At 38.9% G+C, this 18,521-nt stretch carries 16 protein-coding genes and 1 pseudogene; 13 read left to right on the forward strand and 4 right to left on the reverse strand.

The features are described from left to right. Positions 1-9 precede the first annotated feature (9 nt). The gene (locus tag JG30_RS00835; protein WP_046315359.1) at positions 10-849 is read right to left on the reverse strand and encodes a DNA-binding domain-containing protein; all 840 of its coding nucleotides are present in this window, start codon (positions 847-849) and stop codon (positions 10-12) included. Beyond that, positions 846-2,144, reverse strand: a complete 1,299-nt coding sequence (locus tag JG30_RS00840; RefSeq protein WP_046315361.1) for a sensor histidine kinase — start codon at positions 2,142-2,144, stop codon at positions 846-848. Before JG30_RS00840 ends, JG30_RS00835 begins: the two co-directional genes overlap by 4 nt. A 112-nt stretch (positions 2,145-2,256) precedes the next feature. On the opposite strand from JG30_RS00840, the gene argF reads away from it, so the two are divergent. The 11 genes and pseudogenes from argF to JG30_RS00895 all read left to right on the forward strand — a co-directional run bounded on the left by argF (position 2,257) and on the right by JG30_RS00895 (position 14,522). Then, a complete protein-coding gene (gene argF, locus JG30_RS00845; protein WP_046315363.1) occupies positions 2,257-3,252 on the forward strand; it encodes an ornithine carbamoyltransferase in 996 nt (331 codons plus the stop codon). A gap of 13 nt (positions 3,253-3,265) precedes the next feature. Then, positions 3,266-4,210, forward strand: a complete 945-nt coding sequence (arcC, locus tag JG30_RS00850; RefSeq protein WP_046315365.1) for a carbamate kinase — start codon at positions 3,266-3,268, stop codon at positions 4,208-4,210. 53 nt (positions 4,211-4,263) lie between these two features. Beyond that, a complete protein-coding gene (locus JG30_RS00855; RefSeq protein ID WP_046315366.1) occupies positions 4,264-5,811 on the forward strand; it encodes a YfcC family protein in 1,548 nt (515 codons plus the stop codon). Between the two features lie 317 nt (positions 5,812-6,128). Further along, positions 6,129-6,839, forward strand: coding sequence for a hypothetical protein (locus JG30_RS00860; RefSeq protein ID WP_046315369.1), 711 nt, complete (start codon positions 6,129-6,131; stop codon positions 6,837-6,839). Positions 6,840-6,881: 42 nt separating this feature from the next. Continuing rightward, complete coding sequence (locus JG30_RS00865; protein WP_052725144.1) at positions 6,882-7,595, forward strand: ATP-binding cassette domain-containing protein; 714 nt, start codon at positions 6,882-6,884, stop codon at positions 7,593-7,595. 6 nt (positions 7,596-7,601) lie between these two features. Beyond that, entirely contained in the window at positions 7,602-9,272 is a 1,671-nt protein-coding gene (locus JG30_RS00870; protein WP_046315373.1) for an ABC transporter ATP-binding protein, read from the forward strand. Positions 9,273-9,279: 7 nt separating this feature from the next. Further along, a pseudogene (locus JG30_RS08815) lies at positions 9,280-9,663 on the forward strand (filamentation induced by cAMP protein fic); the annotation flags it as partial. A gap of 629 nt (positions 9,664-10,292) precedes the next feature. Beyond that, complete coding sequence (locus JG30_RS00880) at positions 10,293-11,252, forward strand: ABC transporter ATP-binding protein (RefSeq protein ID WP_046315375.1); 960 nt, start codon at positions 10,293-10,295, stop codon at positions 11,250-11,252. After that, positions 11,236-12,126 carry an ABC transporter permease gene (locus tag JG30_RS00885; protein WP_046315376.1) on the forward strand — a complete coding sequence of 297 codons (891 nt, stop codon included), beginning with the start codon at positions 11,236-11,238 and terminating at the stop codon, positions 12,124-12,126. Before JG30_RS00880 ends, JG30_RS00885 begins: the two co-directional genes overlap by 17 nt. 354 nt (positions 12,127-12,480) lie before the next feature. Then, positions 12,481-13,788, forward strand: a complete 1,308-nt coding sequence (locus tag JG30_RS00890; protein ID WP_046315378.1) for a sensor histidine kinase — start codon at positions 12,481-12,483, stop codon at positions 13,786-13,788. Further along, positions 13,776-14,522, forward strand: coding sequence for a LytR/AlgR family response regulator transcription factor (locus JG30_RS00895; protein ID WP_046315380.1), 747 nt, complete (start codon positions 13,776-13,778; stop codon positions 14,520-14,522). Before JG30_RS00890 ends, JG30_RS00895 begins: the two co-directional genes overlap by 13 nt. A 72-nt stretch (positions 14,523-14,594) precedes the next feature. On the opposite strand, the gene JG30_RS00900 is transcribed toward JG30_RS00895, so the two are convergent. Then, entirely contained in the window at positions 14,595-15,968 is a 1,374-nt protein-coding gene (locus tag JG30_RS00900; RefSeq protein WP_046315382.1) for a hemolysin family protein, read from the reverse strand. A gap of 430 nt (positions 15,969-16,398) precedes the next feature. Further along, entirely contained in the window at positions 16,399-17,223 is an 825-nt protein-coding gene (locus JG30_RS00905; RefSeq protein WP_046315384.1) for a tyrosine-protein phosphatase, read from the reverse strand. Positions 17,224-17,358: 135 nt separating this feature from the next. Here JG30_RS00905 and JG30_RS00910 point away from each other — a divergent pair, with 135 nt between their 5' ends. After that, positions 17,359-17,844, forward strand: a complete 486-nt coding sequence (locus tag JG30_RS00910) for a universal stress protein (RefSeq protein ID WP_046315385.1) — start codon at positions 17,359-17,361, stop codon at positions 17,842-17,844. 221 nt (positions 17,845-18,065) lie between these two features. Continuing rightward, a partial coding sequence (locus JG30_RS00915) for a hypothetical protein (RefSeq protein WP_046315388.1) occupies positions 18,066-18,521 on the forward strand: 456 nt, incomplete at its 3' end.

Consider the following 18,521-nt stretch of genomic DNA (forward strand, 5'->3'; position numbering starts at 1 on the left):
CGCATTCAGTTATATTTCTTGAATCAAACCATCGAAAAAGTGTTTTAAGGATATTTTGCCACCGACAGCACGCTTGCCTTGTAAGTAATCAATTTCATGGCGGACATTTTTATATTCGTAAAGAGCATTTGCATACTCTAAGGAAATCTCATCATCTAGGCCATCTAAAAACATATTGGCCAAATTTATAAGTCCGGTTTTTACAGCTCTGCGAATACGTTGCAAGAGGACCTTTTTTTCGCGATCATTGATTTGGTAGATATCATTAAAGTTGAGCTCGTTAAATCGTAAATTTTGTTCGTTCATTAGTTTACTAATCAATAAAATATCCGCCGAGCCAGCCTCTGATGTAATGCCCAAAAAGCGCAAAATCGACATAGTTTTTTCTTTAGTCATTTGCTTGCGCTGGACACTGGGATCATAAGCATGGATAGGTTCCGTTGTTCCAATGACTTTTTGAATATTGTCTAGTTTGGTGGCCATTTGTAAACTTTGGCAGACACGTTTAATAACAGAATGGACTTCGATCACGTTAATCGGTTTGTCGATAAAAAATTCAATGCCGGCTTCATAAGCTTCGGCTCTTAATTCAGCATCTTTGACCTGTGAAATCATAATAAAGCGCAATTGAGGTTTTAACGCTGACAAACGTTTAATTAATTCAATACCTGAAATATTGGGCATCAATAAATCAATCAACACAATATCAACATCCATTAGAAATAATTCAGAAAGAGCCTTTTTCGAACTGTTAGCGATGCCGATAACAGTGTTTTGCGAATCTTGCTCAATGATCTGTTGCAACATCTTTGGAATAGCCGGATCATCGTCTATAATATAGAATTTCATTTGTCTACCTCGTTGATGAGTCGCCCTTTATTTAAAAATACTTTAAAGGTTGTCCCTTGATTCACTTGAGATTGCACATTGATACTACCTGCAAAAATATCTTCAACAAGCACTTTAACGTGAGACAAACCAATACCACGATAAACATTTCCAGTATTTTGATTGTATTTCGTGGTAAAACCGGGCTCAAAAATAAGTGCTAGGGTTTGCGCATCCATTCCTTGGCCATTATCACTGATATCAATTTCAATATTACGGCCTTGATCGCTCACAGTAATTTTGATTAAACCGTGTGACTGGTGCTGGAGTGCATCGATACTATTAAAGATTAAATTAGATAATATAGAAACTACATAATAATGATTCACCACTAATAAGTCGATCTGGTTGTACACTTCAATGACAACTTGCTGGGATTTTTTTTTAAGAGATTGACGAATATAGCTGGTTGTGACACGTAAAATATCAGCTAATTGCATAGGCTGGTTATTTCTTTCGCTAAAATAATCACCTAAACCACTGATTACATTTTGATAATCTTTTTTAATTTCGTGGACATCACGTGCAATGTTGAGCGCAGTTGTTTGATATTTGGGATCAAGACTGGTTTGGCTTAAGGCTTGATTCAATTGATAAGCATTTTTCATGACATTTTCGATATCATTGATGCTTTTCTTCATGAAATAAACTTCACTTTTAACGGAAGAAGCGACCCAGATGAAATATAAATAACGTTGTTCGTGATTTTCGTCACGAACCAAGAGTGTAAAGTAACGATAAAGAAAAATAATTAGACAACTACAAAGACTGCGAATTAATGCGGTAATAAATAAAATTTGAAAAAGTCGGTATGTATAATTTGAAAAATGAATTAAAAGACTGACTTCTAACAAATTAGAACAATAGTCACATAATAAAATAGTTAAGAAAAAAATTGAGTTATTTCTTTGGCTTTTGCGCCAGTATAAAACATAGTAAAGGAAGCCATACATTAAGTAAAACGCCATATCCGTCATAATAAATTGAAGGATGTTAATATTGCTGGCGTCGTGACTAATAAAAAGTAATAATCCTCTAAATAATGGTGAAGACAAGGCAACACCCAGAGCAATGACGAGGGGATTTAAATCGGCATTGAAATATAAAAACACTGGTAATAAAAAGACTGACAGAGTCAACGTAAACCCTAAAGTGTAAGTGGAAATACTGACTTGGGAAGCTAAAGATATACAAATGGCAGCCAAAATAACCCGTTTGATCCGGCTCCAGCTCACAAAATTAAGATTATTAAACAAAATGTTCAACCTCCTCAAAGATATTTTTATAAAGGCTTGAAGTTTCATGAAGTTCTATGAAACCGCTTTTATATAATTGCATCGTAGAAATGATTAAGGAGGAAAAACAAGAATGAACTTACACCATCGTAATTTTTTGACTTTACTTGATTATAATTCAAAGGAAGTAGAATTCCTACTTCAATTAGCGGCGGATTTGAAAAAAGCTAAATATGCAGGAACCGAAAAACCAACTTTAACCGGCAAGAACATTGCCTTAATTTTTGAAAAAGATTCCACGCGCACCCGCTGTTCCTTTGAAGTTGCGGCCCACGATCAAGGAGCTCATGTGACTTATTTAGGCCCAACGGGTACACAAATGGGTAAAAAAGAAACTGCTAAAGATACAGCTCGAGTGCTGGGCAGTATGTATGATGGCATTGAATATCGTGGTTTCTCGCAACGAACCGTTGAAACACTAGCGCAATATGCCGGGGTACCGGTGTGGAATGGCTTAACTGATGAAGATCATCCCACCCAAGTATTAGCTGATTTTTTAACCGTGCATGAGCTCACCCATAAACCGTACAACCAAATTCACTTTACTTATATCGGTGATGGCCGCAACAATGTAGCTAATGCTCTAATGATCGGGGGAGCTACGATGGGCATGAATTTTCATTTAGTATGCCCGAAGGAATTAAAACCAACACCTGAACTACAAGATAAGGTTCAAGCCATTGCTGCAAAAACCGGGGCTCAAATTATGATTACAGATGACATTGCACAGGGCGTCCGGGATTCTGATGTGCTCTATACAGATGTTTGGGTGTCCATGGGGGAACCTGAAGAGGTGTGGGCAGAGCGTATAAGATTATTACAACCTTACCAAATTAATCAATCCTTACTAGAACAAACTCATAATCCCCAAGTGCTAGTTGAACATTGCTTACCTTCCTTTCACAATGCAGAAACGAAAATTGGTCAAGCTATTCAAGAAAAATTCGGTATTTCGGAAATGGAAGTGACTGACGAGGTTTTCGAAGGACCACACTCAGTCGTTTTCCAAGAAGCTGAAAATCGGATGCACACAATTAAAGCCGTCATGGTCGCAACCTTAGGCGCTTAAGGGAGAATGAATAATGGCAAAAATCGTCGTTGCATTGGGCGGTAATGCTTTAGGCAATTCACCCAGTGAGCAATTAAATTTAGTCAAAAGTACAGCTGCCTCATTAGTAAATTTGATAACTTTAGGCCATCAAATCGTGATTAGTCATGGTAATGGGCCGCAAGTAGGCGCTATTAATTTAGGAATGAATTTTGCTGCAGAACACGGACAAAATGCAGCTTTTCCATTACCAGAATGTGGCGCTATGAGTCAAGGTTATATTGGTTATCACTTACAACAGAGTCTCGAAAATGAACTAAGAGCCCAACAAATGAAGCAACAGGTCGTCTCATTAGTGACACAGGTCGTTGTTGATTCCCAAGATCCCGCCTTTATGAAACCGACCAAGCCGGTTGGAGCTTTTTACAGTCAACAACAATCACAAAAAATTGCGGCAGACAAAGGCTATACCTTTATAGAAGATGCCGGAAGAGGCTATCGGCAAGTTGTAGCCTCACCGATACCGCAAAGTATTGTGGAGTTAAACAGTATTAATCAGTTAATCGAATCTGGTGCTGTTGTTATTGCCTGCGGCGGTGGGGGGATTCCTGTCGTACAGCAAGATAATGGCTGGCAAGGCGTACCGGCAGTCATTGATAAAGATCGCTCCAGTGCCTTGCTGGCAGCCAACTTAAAGGCCGATCAATTGATTATTTTAACGGCTGTTGATCAAGTATATCTGAATTATAATCAACCCAATCAGCAAGCTTTAAGTCAATTAACAGTTTCTCAGGCCCAGCAATATATTCAAGAAAAACAATTTGCCCCGGGAAGTATGCTGCCCAAAATTGAAGCCTGTCTAGACTTTGTTCAATCTGGACCCCATCGGACGGCGCTTATTACATCTTTAGCGCATCTAGATAAGGCCTTGGCACATCAAACGGGAACCATCTTGCAACAAGAAGAAACACAAAAGTAGGCTATAAAAATTTTGCTTTAGTGAAGCTTTAAGTGAAAGTATGAGAATACATTATGCAAGTAATGGAAAAGAAAAAATTCAAATTCAAAATGCCGGGAGCCTTCTCAATTCTTTTTATCTTAACGATTGTGGCCGTAATAGCAACTTGGATTGTTCCTTCCGGTAGTTATTCTAAATTATCGTATAATTCTGCGGCTGGTCAATTAAATATTAAATCTCCAACAGGTAAAGTGCATAAAGCACCTGCCACCCAGAAAGAATTAACAAAATTGGGTGTAAAAATTGATATTCAGCAATTTACATCAGGCGGAATCACCCAAGAGATTTCGATTCCCAATACGTACCAACGTTTAAAACAACATCCTGCAGGCTTAGATAAAATTACCTCTAGCATGATTCAAGGGACAATTGAAGCCGTGGATATTATGGTTTTTATTTTCGTTTTAGGTGGCATGATTGGAGTCGTCAAAGCCAGCGGAGCTTTTGAGTCGGGATTGTTGGCCCTGACGCAAAAGACAAAGGGTAGAGAATTTTTATTAATTGCGTTGGTTTCAATTTTAATGGTGTTAGGTGGAACTCTGTGTGGGATTGAAGAAGAAGCTGTGGCTTTTTATCCTATTTTGGTACCGGTCTTTTTAGCTATGGGTTATGATTCGATTGTTTGTGTGGGAGCCATTTTCCTCTCTAGCTCAGTGGGGACAGCCTTTTCCACGATTAATCCGTTCTCAGTAGTGATTGCTTCTAATGCGGCGGGGATTAATTTTACTCAAGGTATTGTTTGGCGAATTGTAGGATGTATAGTTGCAGCTATTTGTTTACTCTTTTATTTGTATTATTACTGTCGTAAAGTCGAAACAGATCCCCAATCATCTTATTCTTATGCAGATCATGAAGATTTTAAGCAGTTATGGTCGGTTTTATCAGATGAGGATGCGCATACCAAATTGAGCTTTTCCGTCAGGAAAAAATTAATTCTAGTACTTTTTATTATTAGTTTTCCCATCATGGTTTGGGGAGTAATGACTCAAAATTGGTGGTTTCCGACTATGGCTTCTTCCTTCTTGCTATTAACGATCATTATAATGTTTTTAACCGGAACCGGACCGGCCGGATTAGGTGAAAAAGAAGTCGTGGATGCTTTTGTCAATGGGGCGTCTAGTTTAGTAGGAGTATCTTTAATTATTGGTTTAGCCCGCGGAATTAATTTAGTATTAAATGAGGGCTTAATTTCAGATACAATGCTTCATTTTTCCTCATCGTTAGTCCAGCATATGAGTGGTCCTCTTTTTATCATTGTCATGTTATTCATTTTCTTTGTCTTAGGCTTCGTAGTACCATCATCGTCGGGGTTAGCAGTTTTATCAATGCCGATTATGGCTCCCTTAGCAGACACGGTTCATATCCCACGTTATGCAGTAGTTACTGCCTACCAATTTGGACAATATGCGATGCTGTTTTTAGCACCTACGGGTTTAGTCATGGCAACTTTGCAAATGTTAAATATGAGGTACTCGCACTGGTTTAGATTTGTTTGGCCTGTCGTCGTCTTCTTATTGATTTTTGGAGGTATTATCCTCGTAGCAGAAGTACTGCTAAGTTAAACGGCCTTTAAATTGAATGTTTAGTTATGGACATCAATATATAATTATCTAAAAATTCTTAGGACTCATGGTCATCGTGAGTCCTTTTTGATTACCTTCCCGTTTACTTTAATTAGGTTGACTAGAAAAACTATGAAACTCAGCCATTTAAAAATGGTGCAGTTTTGATTGAGGTGGTGAAAGAATGAGTGGAAAGAGTCTGGTCTTTATTTCATTGTTTTTTAGGAAGAGAAAAGAACCAGTTAGGAAGCCGGAATATCTTTTTGGGATCAATAGAGGAACAATAAATCCCGGAGGATGCCAAAATGAGGCAAATAATGAAATTAAGTTGGCGCCAGCTCGGGGCGCAGAAAATATTAAGCTATAGCTTATTTTTAGTGGCAACCGCGACCTGTATTACTGCCATTATTCTTAGTGGTTTAGCCAAAGACAAACGCTTGGCGAGTTTATTACCGGCCACAGCAGCGGCTTTACCGGCAAATATCCAATACGGGTTAGTTTTTTATAATTTTGAAATATTATTTTTGCGCGCCGGCACTTTATTAGTAGAAGGTTTTTTAGCTTACTATTTGATTGTTGATGCCTGGAAAAATCACAACTTAATGCACTGGGCAACTTATCCATTGACGCGAACACAGCTTTATTTTGGATTGTTCAGTGCCATTTTATTGTTGGCTGGGGTGCCATTAGTGATAATTCACAGCTTAGCTGCGGGAATGCTCGTGAGTTGGTTATTCATCTGGGCGTCCCCTGCACCTCTAGGAATAGCTGGTCTCAGTTTACAATTGCTGACAGATGGGCTTTTTCTACTAGTGGGATTTCTATCGAGCGTCCTGGCTTTTTGGAAATATCAATTGAGCTACGTGATGGTGAGTGCGCTTTTGTTGTGTGTAATTTTATGTAATGCGTCAGTTTATACGCAACGTGTTCATCCGGGGGGATTGTGGAGCGTCTTGAGCATTTTATTGCTGGTGACGCTCCTGGGAGTGGCTGGGTCGTTGAAACATTTTACAAAACAAGATCTTTAACAATCTCCCAGTAAGTGATTGATATCCCAAAGGGGTGCAATGATGGATAGTCAGATACTTTTAAGCATTCAAAATTTAACCAAATCTTTTGCAAATCAAGTAGTTTTAAGTCATGTTCAGTTAACTTGTGCGCGAGGTCAATTATCTGGCTTGTTAGGTCAAAATGGTGCCGGTAAAACCACCTTATTGAAAAGTATTTTAAGTTTGAATTATCTTGATCAAGGGCAAATTATGTTTGACGGTGTGGATATCGCTAATGGCCAACATGAATTTAAACGCTCGCAAATCGGCAGTTTAATTGAATATCCACATTTTCCCAGTCACTATACGGTCCAACAAGTGTTGCAAGAACAAATAACAATGATGGGTCAAAAAACAACACCCGAGTACATAACAACCATTGGAGATTTATTGGACTTAGATCCCATTTGGAATATTTCCGTAAAAAAGCTTTCATTAGGGGCCAAACAACGAGTAGGACTTGCGCGCGCGGTTTGTACTTGTCCCCAATTACTATTGTTAGATGAACCCTTGAATGGTTTGGATCCCCTAGCCGTGCAGCGGGTAATTACACTGTTAAAGTTTTTATTAGCGCACAATACTTGTATTCTTGTTGCCACGCATCTATTCGCAGACTTGCAAAAGCTAACTAATCATTGGTATTTAGTCAAAAATCAACAGGTCCAACCGATTACGGTGGCCACAATGACCACGGCGAATCTGCAGAAATATTTTGGAAATCAATATGAGGATTAAAAACCAATGATAAAAAAGCAGCCCCCTTCTTTAATAAAAGTGAATTACTGGTTCATACTGACACTTATTATTAATTTATTAGCTCCCTTAACTAATGTTGCTTTTGCGTGGTCACTGAAATATTTAATTGATGATGGAGTACAACAGCGCCTGCACCCCTTATATCGACACTTATTAATATGCTTGGGCATTGTCATGAGTTTTGTAATTATGCATTATTTAGCACAATATTTGAGTAATATATATGCCGACAAACAGCTTCAAATTTGCCAAGTACAGTTAATGCGGAGAATTTTACATTTGGATTATGTCCAATTTAATCATCAAGCGACAACTGACTATCAACAGCTATTATTAAAGGAAACGCAGCAGCTGGGGACAGATTACTTCCAAGGTTTTTTTAAAATTACGCGCAATGGGGTGTTAATTATTTACGCGCTGCTGGGAATGTTTTGCAGTGAATTTTGGTTAGCAACCCTTGTTTTATTAACCACCGCAATTCCGCTAGTGTTGAGCGGGAAGATAGCTCAGCGTAGTGAACCGCAAAAAACTCGTGTCTTAGAACAGGAAAAAATTTATAGTCAAAAAATCCGGGAGATTTTGAGCGGTTATCTCACAATTAAAACTTACCAAGTCGAAACCCAGTTGTTAAAAATTTATCACCGCTCTTTACAAAAGTATAGCCGTGAAAATTGCAAACTCAATAATCAAGAAGCCGCCACTGCTACTATTTCAGAATTCTCCGGGTTGCTAGTATTTTTGGTGGCTTTTGGCGGAGGAATGCTATTTACAGCCCAAGGTTATACCACCGTGGGCAACGTAACGGCCATTGTACAGTTAGTTAATTATGTGGTTTTACCCATTAATGAACTGGGGTTACTTTTAACCCGTTTTCAAAGTGCACGAACGATTTTCCAACAACCTTTATGGCAACAACTTACTGAGTCTGAAACACCCACGACGGGAGTGAAAGGCACTTTTCACCAGGACTTGGAGTTGCAGCAGGTGACATTTACTTATCCCCAGGCGCAGACCCCCACTTTGAAAAATCTCACAGTGCGCTTTATACAGGGGCATAAATATGCGATTACAGGTCCTTCAGGCAGCGGAAAGACGACTTTAATACAATTATTGTTAAGGTTGCGCCTTCCGGATAAAGGCATAATTCGAGTCGATCAAACGTCTTTGCAATCGTTAGATTTAACGTGGTGGTATGCCCAGCTGGCGGTGGTCCAACAAAATGTCTTTATTTTTAATACTTCTTTGTTAAATAATGTTACTTTGGGTCGGCCGTATACCGATGCTCAAGTACATACTGCTTTGTTGCAAGCGGGATTAGGCGATTTTTTACAAAAAATTAACAATGATTTGACGTATCCGTGTGGTGAAAATGGCCATAATTTATCTGGAGGTCAAAAACAACGGATTTCTTTGGCCCGGGCCTTATTTCAAGCCAAGCCGCTGATTTTATTAGATGAGGCGACTTCTGCCTTGGATGCAGTTACTGCTCAAGATGTGGAAACCAAAATCCTGCAAAACCCCGCTGTGACTGTTATCGCTATTACGCATCAAACTTCATTATCACCATTGTATGATCAAGTTTTGCAACTGACCGACGGTCATCTAGTCTTACTACGATCTCATAAGGGGACTTCAAACAAGCCAGAGCGAAATTAAATACTAACGGCAAGGACAAGATGGAGTCAATATAGGGGGCGCAGAATTTTTTGAACTGCCCATGATTGACGAACGACAGAAACGAGAATTTTCACAAAAAACGTTGGCTGATGCACAGACAACAGCGACTGATTAAGCTTTGACCGTTATGTATCATAATATGCGTCAACAAATCTTTCGGGTCGATAACAAGCAAACGGCTATTTACAATAAAATCTTGATTGACGGCGGCACTGGTCTAATCAAGGTACCGTTGGATAAGTGGGATAAATGGCACGAGTTAATCACTGATTATTACCGAACTAATGATATAACACAAGTTAAACAATGGACCTATGCTAATGCGATTCAAGGATTAGAGGCACGGCTAAATAAAAATCTCAAAAAATAAACACTTAGAGTGGGAATTATTCCAGAAAGAAATAAGTAAAAGAACACAGCAAGATTAAAAAAATATTCTCAGAAAATGAAGTCATATTTCCAGTTATGACCTTAAAGTTAACCACTCCATACCAAACTGCTAAGCAAATACGCACGGCGATTAATTCAGTTATTAGATAAAACAAATTATCCAGAGAATAAAAAAGTCCAGCTAACTTTGATTACTCCGCAAAACTTGTCACTCAAAAATGAAATTGTTTTTGAGAGGGATAATATACATAATTGGTTGGTAGTAAACAATACAATTATTAGTTTGTTGTCAATTATTTTACGTGATTTTAAAAGAATAGGTTTGTATTAGAAGAAATTTTATGACAAAATATAGTAGTTATCGCAGGTGGTAGTAGTGGTATTGGAAGGGCAATTATTCGAAGTTTATTAGTGGATAATGATGATATAAGAATCTTTTCATTGTTCCGACATCACAGCGCACCGTTACCCAAGAAATGTGGACAACAAGGGGATGTTTTGGATAAGAGCGTTGTCAAGCAAACGATTCAAAATATTATTAAATGAAAAAAGGTTATCAATCAAAAAGAATGATCTGGTAGCCCATGGAAGGATTCTGGTGACTCAAAAATGAGAATAAAAGTGAGGAATGTTTCAAAAAAATTTTCTGGGTCTTATGTTCTACATAATGTAAATCTAACTTTTGACGGAGGTAAGTTCTACGGCATCATTGGTCCTAATGGTGCCGGCAAATCAACATTAATTAACATAATAATTGGTAATATTTCGGCAGACGGTGGCAATTGTGATTGGACCCATGACGATAATAAACTCAGCAAATTAGAAGTAAAAAATGCTCTTGGTGTTGTATTTCAGGAAAATCACTTAGACCCGCTCTTGACAGTTTATGAAAATCTCATGTCCAGAGGGAAAATGTATGGCATGAGCAAGAAAAATATTAATGATAGGATTAATTTTTTGAACGATTATATTGATATCGAGAGTATTTTAAAACAGCGATATGCCGTTTTGTCCGGGGGCCAAAAACGTAAGTGTGAGGTCGTGAGATCGCTGTTACATGATCCCAAAGTTTTGATACTGGATGAGCCCACAACGGGTCTGGATCCGCAAACTCGATCAGGAATGTGGCAAGCCATTTCCAGATTTCATGATGAAAATAAACTTACTGTGATTTTGGTGACACACTATCTGGAAGAAATGTCCGACTGTGATCAGATTTCCGTAGTTTTAAAAGGCAATGTTCGCTATACGGGGGATGTTGATCAATTTATAAAAGATCACTCTGAAACCCAACTTTCAATAACATTAAATGATCTGAGTGCTGTTCAAACGGTTTTGAAGCGGCTAGATGGCAAGTATCAGTATAGCAAGGACTTGAAGGACGCACGATTAACTGTGTCGATTCAAGACCCCTCAGAAATGATTGACCTGTTAACTGAGATTAAAAAGATAGCGCAAGTTAAGGATTTTCAAGTGTATCATGCAACCTTGGAAAGAGCTTATCTAAACTTGCTGGACGATGAAGGCGTTGCTATCGAAGGAGGAAAGACTAATGCTGGCCTTAATTAAAAGAAATATGAAAGTCTTTGTACGAGATCGAATGGCATTCTTTCTTTCGCTTTTGTCGGTGCTCATTTTACTGATTTTATATAAAGTTTTTTTAGGACAAATGCAAATTGATGGTATCAAAGCAGCAATGAATGTCAAGAATGCACCCTCAAATGTTGTGACAATGGTAAATTACTGGCTTATTGCAGGTCTGGTAACAATTACTAGTATGTCGGCAACTCTAGGCGCATATGGAGTGTCTGTGGATGATCGCCAACATCATAGAATTGATGATTTTATGCTCACGCTCCTGAGTCCAATTCAGATTGAAATCAGTTATATGATGGCTGCTATACTGATTGGCTCTTTCATTACTTTTATGTTGTATGCGATAGCTATTGTGGTGCTTATTGGGGGAACCGGGCTATTAATCGGCTGGGCGACAACTTTAAAAGTACTGTTGTTAATTATCGTTTCCTCGACCCTGTCATTATTAATTGTCTATCCAATTATGTATTTAATTAGAACTAACTCCCAATTTGCATCATTTAGTACCATTATTGGCACGGCAATTGGTTTTTTAACAGGTGTTTATATTTCTATTGGTTCTGTTTCGGCTTCTATTAAGAATATTATTACATGGTTTCCATTAACCCCGATAAATTCAGCAATTAAGCAACTCATTATGAAAAATTCTTTAAGTGCGGTATTCAAAAACGCGCCTAATCAGGTTCGAACCAGTTATGAAATCGACTATGGAGTCTTATTGCGGTTTCCTAATGGCACCCATTTTACCAATATAACGATTCTGGAGTATATGGGTATTTTAATTGCGGCTTTGATTGTTTTAGATGTAATTATCACCAAGCTGGTAAAAGTCAATGGTCGAAGATAATCACGAACAGCAATCTGGAGACGTTTATAACCCTGACCGTAAAAGAGGGACAGCACGCTTAGTTGCTTTGTTTAATAGCAATCAGGCTTATTAAATTTCGAATAATTCTGAAATTACAGTCAGCGATTGGCGCCTCATGTAGCAAGCACAAGACTATTGTCAAAGAGGGCGGAGCAATTATTGGTTGTTCAGGTTTTTTTGAGATGTCCTTTGAGGCAAAGTTCAAGTTTTAGCGCACAAATAATTGAAGTCGTGATGATCCTGATTTGAAAACTGGACTCTGATGAACTGATTATATAGCCGGTATTGCGCAGTTTTTTTGAGTAGTAATAGTTTAAGGCAAGGGAGTGGGGAATGAGATTGGTGTGGATCATTGCAGGTTTGCAATTTTTGCTGGTCCAAATTTTTAATTGGGTCGCCCTTCAAGCTCAATTCCAAGAGGATACGATTAAATATTATGGGGGTTATTTAATTGGATTAACCCCGTTGGCTGCTTGGCTGGCCACGATTTCTCCATTAATGAGTGGTTTATTGTTCACGGGTATATTGCTGGCAATTAATCATTATTATTCACGTTCCTCCACACTGCAGGTGTTCTTTCCGGTTTTGGATTTGATAATCAGCTTGCTCAATGTGCTGATTGGCAATAGTTTGCTGGCAGTTTGGCCAAGGCCTGCTTGGGGACAACCTGTGGTTTATGTGGGGGCCTTTGTAATTGGTGGTTTGGCGGCTTTAGGACTGCAAAAGTTTGTACAGCGTCGTTGGGCGAATGTTGTTTTTCAAAAAAAGCTCGATCATTTTTGGTTATGGAATTACTTCATAATCGTGTTCATTCTTGGACTCTCCACTTTTGAAACACAATTGGTACGTTATGTTCGACTGCCGCGCACTGGTTTAGACAGTCTCTTTTTATTGACGATCTTGCTGGTGATTTTATTCAGTACGATCTATTTTTTATATCTAGTACAAAAATTACGACAACAAAATTACGCGATGCAGCTTCACCAATTAGAAAATTATACGGCAGTGTTGGAACAAAATTTTCAGGAAATGCGCCGCTTTAAACATGATTATATTAATGTTTTAGCTGCTTCCTTAGGTTTTATTAAACAGCAGAACTTGAAGGGGTTAAAAGATTACTATCAAAAAGCCATCCAGCTGGTGGAAAACTCATTTACAGATGATGATTTACGGATTAGTGATTTACAAAATATTCAGCCGGGTGCATTGAAGGGCTTTTGGGCTTACCAATTGCTTTTTTTACATCAAAAAAAGCTCAAATTACATTTTGAATGTTTGCAGCCTATGAATGATTGGGGTGTACCTGTACAAGTGATCATGGCCGCTAGTGCCATCCTTCTTCAAACGGCCGCCCAATACGTCCAACAACGAGGCGGCCAGCTGAATATTGGTTTGATGCCAAAGACGCATTATCTTTCTGTAGTCATGCAATATTCTATAGTAGCCAGTGAGGCGCATTCCTCCCGCTTGCATCAATTATTTGATGCGGTTTTAGCTGCTAAATCAGAATACGATCCGCGAGATTTGAAAACCTTAATCACCACTTGGCCGCAGCTGGAATTATTGAGTAGTTACGACCACGGCTGGGTGACTGAAGAGTTACTGATTCAAAAAACCGAGGTTAAAGCATGGATGTCTTAATTTGTGAAGATAATGTGGAACAATTGTATGCTTTAAAGCAGTTAGTGCTTCAAATTGCTGCTGAAAGTCATTTGCCGCTGAACATTTATTTAGCCACAACAAGAGCGCAATCTTTGCTGACGGTTGTAAAGCAGCAATGTTATCAACCAGGAGCTTTATTTATTTTAGATGTCTTATTAGATCAAAAGCAGTTGACCGGCTTGCAATTAGCGCAAATATTACGCCAAAAAGATTCATTATCGACAATTGTGTTTTGTACCACGCACTCGGAATTAGCGTATTTGACGTTTCATTATCAAGTCGCCGCTTTGGACTATATTCTCAAAGATGAACTGGTAATCAATTCCCAGCGCTTACGTCACTGTATTGAGCAGGCCTATCAGCGCCAAAACCCACTTACAACCGCGTCCCAAGCAGCCCCCAAGACGTTGTTGTTGAAAATTGGCGCCAAACTTGTACGGATTCAAGAAGATGATTTGATTTATGCCGAAACTTCGGGTAATAAGCATCGTTTAATGATTTATACCACCTATCAACAATTGGAAGTTTATGGCTCCTTAACAAAGTTAGCCCAATTATCGCCCCAGCTAATGCGGTGTCATAATTCTTATTTAATTAATAAAACTAAAATTAAAATGTTCGATGGCCGTCAAATGCGGCTTTTATTGGACACCGGTGTTAGTTGCCCCGTTTCTCGCAAATACCTGCCAGCTATTAAAATGGCCTTGACCTAGTTGCCAATGCTGCCAGTCGAGGACCAAACAACAAAAAAGAGGTAATTTGCAGTTGAAAATTACCTCAAGGACTTATTTTAATTCATCAGTTAAAGAAACTAAATTTTTATTATTTGTCGCTTTATCTTTGGGATCCACCGTTACCAAAAATTTATCAGTGTAGGAATGTTCAAATTGTGTGACTTTTAGTTTATATTGCGCTAAATGGACCACACTATTGAGGTGAATGTCCGGATATTTATCAATAATGTAACCTGCCAGTGTCACAATGTCTGATTCCTTAAATTCGGGAATATCGGTTTTGAAATAGCGTTCAAAATCATACAAGGTGGTTTTGCCGCTGACCTCATAAGAACCGTCAGCATTTTTGACAATATAATCTTCGGAGACATTATCCAATTCATCTTTGACGGTACCAAACAATTCTTCATAAATATCCTTATCGGTCACAATGCCGCTGGTTCCGCCGTATTCATCAACGACTACTACAATGGGGGTTTGTTTAGCAATCATCTGTTTGAGCACTTTTTGGATCGGCATTGTTTCTGGAACGGTCACGATGGAACGTAATAAGCGACTGACAGGTAAATGATCATTTACTTGGCTTTGACGAACCAAATCGTACACATATACATAACCTAAAATTTTATCTTTGTCGTTATCAGCCACCACTGGAAAACGAGAAAAACCTTGTTGCAGATAATCTTTTAGGACATCATTGACGGTATCCGTGATATCCACAACGTATAAACGCGTCCGGTCAATCATGATATCTTTCGCTACTTTATCATTGAGCTCAAAAGCCCGCTGCATATATAAAAGATCGTCTTTATCTAATTGACCATTGGTAACTGAAGCTTGTGAAAGTCGCAAAATTTCCGATTGTGTAAAGACTTCACTTTCGGAATCGGCCGGCTTCATCCCCAACATTTTGACAATGGCCGTAGCAGAGGCGTTTAATAACCACACAAAAGGATAAGCTAAAGTATGAAATACATGTAGCGGCGTCACGGTGAGCATCAACATTTTCAAGGGCATGTCGATACTGATATTTTTCGGGACAATTTCGGTAATAACGACTTGTAAATAGGTTAAAAGTAATAACGCAATGATGGAAGAAATAGCATGGGTGGTAGTAGAAACTTTAAAGGAGATCCCAACCATCTGATCGAAAAAAGCCTGAACCGTATCTTCGCCAATCCACCCTAGTACTAGGCTGGTAACAGTGGTGCCGACTTGTGTTGTGGACAAATATTCATTTAAGTTATTTACCATGTGTAAAGCCCGATGCAACTTTTTGGGATTACCGGTGTTTTGGGCTAAACAATCTTCAATTTGACTTGGGCGAGTAGAGACCAGAGCAAATTCTGCTAAAATAAAAAAGAACGCTAGCACAAAAATGACAACGATCCAAAACAAATTCACAAGTATCTGTGAGTCAGACAACGAATATTCCCCATTTCCAAGGTAAACTTTTACTCCAATTATACCAGTGATAAGCGGAATCTCCCAGAAGATCGCAAAATTTTATTGTCCTTTTTGAGTTGTGTAATTAACTCAACCAGCTTGCCGGTGCAATGCAATGATCGTCCAAAAGATTGTTTCAAGCAACCTTGGAAACATCATGCAAAAAAAGCTGGGAAGATTACTTCTGTAATTAGTTTGTTGTATAATAAGCTTGTGATCAATTGAACGTTCACAGCTATGGAACTTTAGGTCACACCGATATTGGGTTTAGGGACATGTTGGCTCTGAATGGCTCACGGGCAGGTTCTAATTTGAACACAAAAAGCAGCTTGCAGGTAGGATGAACCTCAAAGCTGCCCTTGTATCGTGGTGGAATTTGCTTCGACGAAATTATTATTTTTCGCGGAAATTAGATGAGATAGATTCGTTTTAAATCGTGAATCTGATCCGGGGTCACTTTTAATTCAGTTCGTAAATAATTCGCCCACGTACCGGCTTGAAGTTGCACGGCTTCATCGGCGGCTTGCAAATAATCGGTGCTGACTGACAATAATGCCCGGATTGAATCTAACATGGCTGGTGCTACTTGACTGGCTTGAGCTTTTTGCAATTGGCCATCAATAAATGATTTACTGGTTTGATTGGTCAGTAAATAGTCTTGGATGATGGTTGCTCGATCCACGCCCAGAGCGGTCAGCAAAAACACACTGCCGATACCTGTGCGATCTTTACCGGCCGTACAATGAAAAAGCACACTGTGATTATCCTGGTCATTTTCCAGCAGTTTATCAAAAAAGCGGCGGTAGGCTGTTTTAGCCGAGTCCAAATTGATTAAATCACGATAGGTTTCCAGCATTTTTTCATAGCCATTGAGAGGAATCTCATCCATTCCTTCAATGTCATGATCGGGTTGCTTGGGGGTGTTAGCTTCATCTTGTTTATCAAATTTGGATGCCTGGGTTAAATCGACGCCAAAGACTGGATCAAAAAGGTATTCTGCTTGCGGGGGAACACGATCAGGGATTTGTTGTTGTTCATCGCGGGAGCGAAAATCAATATCATAGCGGACACCGTAATCATCGAGGTAGGTGAGATCGTTAGCGCTTAAATGCCCTAAACTAGCGGTGCGCAGAACTTTATGAAATTTGACAGTTTGACCTGAAGGCGTCGTATAACCGCCTAATTCGCGGAAGTTGATACCTGATTCAATCTTTAAGAGACGCTCATTTTCCATGTAATTACCTCCAAAGCATATTTCTTTCATTTTACCAAAGATTGCTTCAAAAAAATAATTGGGTTTTTACATAAATATATTTGAATTTTCGGAAAGTAAGAATTATTCTAAAATTACGCAAAGAGGGGGAAGCTTATGCAAGAATATCGCAAAATTTTAGTTCCGGTAGATGGATCTAAAGAAGCAGAGTGGGCTCTTAAAAAAGCTACTCAAGTAGCGATTCGCAATCACGCCACAATTGATGTTTTAAATGTCTTAGATACGCGTCAATTTGTGGGAGCTTATGGTGGGATGTTAACAAGTGATGTTATTTATCAAATTACGGCAGATTCAGAGAATTATTTAAACGAGCTAAAAGATCAAATGTTGGCTACCGGTTTGGCGGCGGAGCAAATTAAAATTCATATTCGCTTTGGCGATCCCAAAACAGTGATTGCATTTGATTTCTTAAAAGATTACGCGGAAGATTTAATTATTATTGGTTCGACGGGGCTGAATGCAGTCGAACGTCTCTTGGTAGGTTCGGTCTCATCTTATGTGACGCGCAATGCCTTGACAGATGTGATTGTAGTACGGACAGATTTAGATAATCATCCATTGCCAGCCAATCCGGCCAAATAATTCAAGCAAGCTATAAAAACTGGAGTGTTGAAAAACTACGCCAGTTTTTTTGTGCTGACAAAATATAGTTGTAGATACCTCAAAAACCTAAGTGATCATGTTTTCCGAATATTGAACAACTAGATTTTAAGGGCCAAGCCAGGGTGTAATTTTTTTGAAGCTGGTATCCTGTTTTTGAAACGGTTATAATACGAAAAGTAGCAGTTGAGGGAGGAATAACTATGCAATTAGCGACAATCAGTCAGGTGGCCGATTGGTTGGAAGAACACACCACTGCGATTAGTCAACGCCAAGAGGTTTTAGATACTGCTAAGATTTTGCAGCTTTTAGATGAGCTGCAAATTCTTCGGCAGCCTCTGAGTAACTATTGGCAAATGACAGAAGAAGAATATTATCAAAATGAATCCGATCATCAGTTAACCTTACAAAATGAACAGCAAGTGCTGGCGCAATTACATGATCGCGTACTCGTTAATCATGTGGACGGCAGTTTTTCCAAGAACGAATTGCATTTTACCTATAATCATGAGGATCCATACGCTAACCAAAAGTATGATGTGGTGAGTGATTTGCACACCTTGGAATATGGCTTGGAGATCATTGGCGCCATTCAAGCTAATACGATTCTGGCTGATCTGCGTAATAATTTGTCTCAAGATGCAGTTTTATCCTTAGGC

It is taken from the genome of Bombilactobacillus mellifer, from assembly GCF_000970795.1.
Classification (GTDB): domain Bacteria; phylum Bacillota; class Bacilli; order Lactobacillales; family Lactobacillaceae; genus Bombilactobacillus; species Bombilactobacillus mellifer.

Bases quoted from the DNA above. Each gene is read 5' to 3' on its own strand.
- JG30_RS00835 (WP_046315359.1), bottom strand. From the start codon at position 849: ATGAAATTCTATATTATAGACGATGATCCGGCTATTCCAAAGATGTTG.
- argF (WP_046315363.1), top strand. From the start codon at position 2,257: ATGAACTTACACCATCGTAATTTTTTGACTTTACTTGATTATAATTCA.
- arcC (WP_046315365.1), top strand. From the start codon at position 3,266: ATGGCAAAAATCGTCGTTGCATTGGGCGGTAATGCTTTAGGCAATTCA.
- JG30_RS00855 (WP_046315366.1), top strand. From the start codon at position 4,264: ATGCAAGTAATGGAAAAGAAAAAATTCAAATTCAAAATGCCGGGAGCC.
- JG30_RS00860 (WP_046315369.1), top strand. From the start codon at position 6,129: ATGAAATTAAGTTGGCGCCAGCTCGGGGCGCAGAAAATATTAAGCTAT.
- JG30_RS00865 (WP_052725144.1), top strand. From the start codon at position 6,882: ATGGATAGTCAGATACTTTTAAGCATTCAAAATTTAACCAAATCTTTT.
- JG30_RS00870 (WP_046315373.1), top strand. From the start codon at position 7,602: ATGATAAAAAAGCAGCCCCCTTCTTTAATAAAAGTGAATTACTGGTTC.
- JG30_RS00880 (WP_046315375.1), top strand. From the start codon at position 10,293: ATGAGAATAAAAGTGAGGAATGTTTCAAAAAAATTTTCTGGGTCTTAT.
- JG30_RS00885 (WP_046315376.1), top strand. From the start codon at position 11,236: ATGCTGGCCTTAATTAAAAGAAATATGAAAGTCTTTGTACGAGATCGA.
- JG30_RS00890 (WP_046315378.1), top strand. From the start codon at position 12,481: ATGAGATTGGTGTGGATCATTGCAGGTTTGCAATTTTTGCTGGTCCAA.
- JG30_RS00895 (WP_046315380.1), top strand. From the start codon at position 13,776: ATGGATGTCTTAATTTGTGAAGATAATGTGGAACAATTGTATGCTTTA.
- JG30_RS00905 (WP_046315384.1), bottom strand. From the start codon at position 17,223: ATGGAAAATGAGCGTCTCTTAAAGATTGAATCAGGTATCAACTTCCGC.
- JG30_RS00910 (WP_046315385.1), top strand. From the start codon at position 17,359: ATGCAAGAATATCGCAAAATTTTAGTTCCGGTAGATGGATCTAAAGAA.